The sequence below is a fragment of the Streptomyces sp. NPDC055078 genome, from assembly GCF_053607985.1.
Genome location: NZ_JBSGUP010000906.1, coordinates 1 through 2,550, shown reverse-complemented (window position 1 = coordinate 2,550; position 2,550 = coordinate 1). Strand labels below are relative to the sequence as shown.

Annotated in this window: 2 protein-coding genes; both read left to right on the top strand. The window is 74.4% G+C overall.

The features are described from left to right. Positions 1-212 precede the first annotated feature (212 nt). Positions 213-827, top strand: coding sequence for an N-acetylmuramoyl-L-alanine amidase (locus tag ACWF94_RS38430; RefSeq protein WP_453499597.1), 615 nt, complete (start codon positions 213-215; stop codon positions 825-827). Between the two features lie 152 nt (positions 828-979). Beyond that, positions 980-2,254, top strand: a complete 1,275-nt coding sequence (locus ACWF94_RS38425; protein WP_453499599.1) for a GAF domain-containing protein — start codon at positions 980-982, stop codon at positions 2,252-2,254. Positions 2,255-2,550: the final 296 nt, after the last annotated feature.

The following is a 2,550-nucleotide window of genomic DNA, read 5'->3' as shown; positions in this document are numbered from 1 at the left end:
GTCAGGCACAGAGCTGATGTTGTCGCTTTCCGGCACCCTCGCCGTACCCTGGACCCCCTCGGACCGGTCCGGCCGCCGTGACACGCGACACCAGCCACATTTGACCCGCCGACATCCCCGGGGAACGGCCGCCGACAGGAGATCCTCATCACGACCTCCGCGGCCGTCGAACGGGAGGTCTCCTCACGGCGCACCCGACCAGGAGAGGCCCCATGGACCGTAGAAGACTGCTCCGCGGCACCGCCGCGACGGCAGCCGCCGGAATGCTGCTGCCCGCGACCGCCGCACAGGCCGCCCCCGGCCCCCGGCCCCCCGGGCGGCCGTCCTTCCGGCGGGCGGACACCGACTATCCGGACGCCCACTGGATGCCGGCGACCTCCGCCAACTACACGGCCGCCGACCGCCCTTCCTCCTACCGGATCGACCGGGTGGTCATCCATGTCACCCAGGAGACCTTCCCCGACACCGTCGCGATCTTCCAGAACCCGGACAGACAGGTGTCCGCGCACTATGTGGTGCGCTCGTCGGACGGCCGGATCGCCCAGTGCGTACGGGAGCGGAACGTCGGCTGGCACGCGGGCAACTGGGACTACAACACCCGCAGCGTCGGCATCGAGCACGAGGGCTGGGTGGACCGGCCGGAGTACTTCACCGACGCGCTGTACGAGCGGTCCGCCGCCCTCACCGCGTCGGTCTGCGAGCGGTACGCGATCCCCCGGGACCGGGACCACATCATCGGCCACCACGAGGTCCCCGGCGCCACCCACACCGACCCGGGACCCCACTGGGACTGGGTGCGCTACCTCCGCCTCGTCGGCGCCCGCTGACCGGGGGCACCGCTCCGCCCGGCAGACCCACCGCACCGGAAGGCACCTCCCCTGATACCCGACGCCCGGATCCCGCGCGCCGCCGCACTCGCCGCCCGGCGACCGGCTCTCACCCTCAGGGGCGCTTGTCGCACCCGGCGGCCCGGGGCACGATGGAGGACGGGGAGGCCGAGGTGAACGACGCATGGGTGGCCCTGGAGCCGGGCGCGGATCCCGTCGAGCGGACGGCCGTGCTCCGCAGGGCGTACGACGTCTATCTGAGCGCGGGCCGGGTCGAGCGGCCCGTGCGTTCCGTGGTGGCCGACTCCTGGCGCCGCTCGGCGCGGGCCCGGGTCAGCCCGGAGGCGACGGCCGCCGTCGAGCTGGACGACGACGCGCTCACCGCGTACCGCGAGGCCCATCCGCTGGCGCGGGTGATGCCGCTGGTCCGCGAGCTGATGGGCACGTACGCCATGGACGGCGAGCATCTGGTGGCCGTGTGCGACGGCCATGGGCGGATGCTGTGGGTGGAGGGGTCGCCCGCCACCCGGCGCAGGGCGGACCGGATGAACTTCGTCCCCGGCGCGCGCTGGGCCGAGGCGGTCGCGGGGACCAACGCACCCGGTACGGCGATCACCGTCGACCGGCCCGTCCAGGTCTTCGCCGCCGAGCACTTCTGCCGCCCCGTGCAGGCGTGGACCTGTGCCGCGGCCCCGATCCACGATCCGGCGACCGGGCGGGTGCTCGGCGCGGTGGACATCACCGGCGGGGACCGGCTCGCCCATCCGCACAGCCTCGGCTTCGTCGGCGCGGTGGCCCGGGCCGCCGAGTCCCATCTCGCACTGCTCGCACCCTCCCCCCAGGCGGGCAGCGCCCAGCTCTCCGCGCTCGGCCGGGACGAGGCCCTGCTGGTGACGGGCGGGCGCAAGCTGCGCCTGAGCCGCCGCCACAGCGAGATCCTGGTGCTCCTCGCCCAGCGCCCGGAGGGCGTCAGCGGCGACGAACTCCTCATCGAACTGTACGAGGACGAATCGGTCACCCCGGTCACCCTGCGGGCCGAACTGCACCGGCTGCGCGGACTGCTCGGGCCCGAACTGCTGCGCTCGCGCCCGTACCGCCTCGCCGCCCGCGTCGACGCCGACTTCGGGACGGTGACACGACGGCTGGCCTCCGGCGCCGTGACCGGCGCGCTCAGCGCGTACGCCGGTCCGCTGCTGCCCGCTTCCCAGGCCCCCGCGGTGGTCCGGCTGCGACGCCGGCTCACCGACCAGCTGCGGGCCGCCCTGATCGCCCGCGGAGATCCGGGCCTGCTGGCCGACTGGGCGTACAGCCCCTGGGGCGAGGAGGACCTGCCGGTGTGGCGGGCCCTCGTCGCCGTACTGCCCGCGTCACAGCGTCCTCCCGCACTGGCCCGGTTGCGTGAACTCGACGGCGGACAGCGTTCGTGACCTGCTCCGCGGGACCGCGTGTCCGCCGGCTCCCGGCAGGCGTTGGCCGACGGGTCCGGCCGGGCGCGCGCAACCTCCTCGCAACGTCCGGGTCCTTAGCCTCCCCGTGAACGCCGTCCAGCGGCGGGCGGCATCCTCATCAGGAGGCCCAGGAGATGACCCGATACGCAGCGCCGGGCAGCGACGGCGCGATCGTCTCGTACCAGTCCCGCTACGACCACTGGATCGGAGGTGCCTACGTCCCGCCGGCCCCGCCCGCGGCAGGTCCCACCCCAGCGACGTGGCCAGGCAGTACG

Excerpts from the sequence above, each read along its gene's own strand:
- ACWF94_RS38430 (WP_453499597.1), top strand. The coding sequence starts at position 213 with ATGGACCGTAGAAGACTGCTCCGCGGCACCGCCGCGACGGCAGCCGCC.
- ACWF94_RS38425 (WP_453499599.1), top strand. The coding sequence starts at position 980 with ATGGAGGACGGGGAGGCCGAGGTGAACGACGCATGGGTGGCCCTGGAG.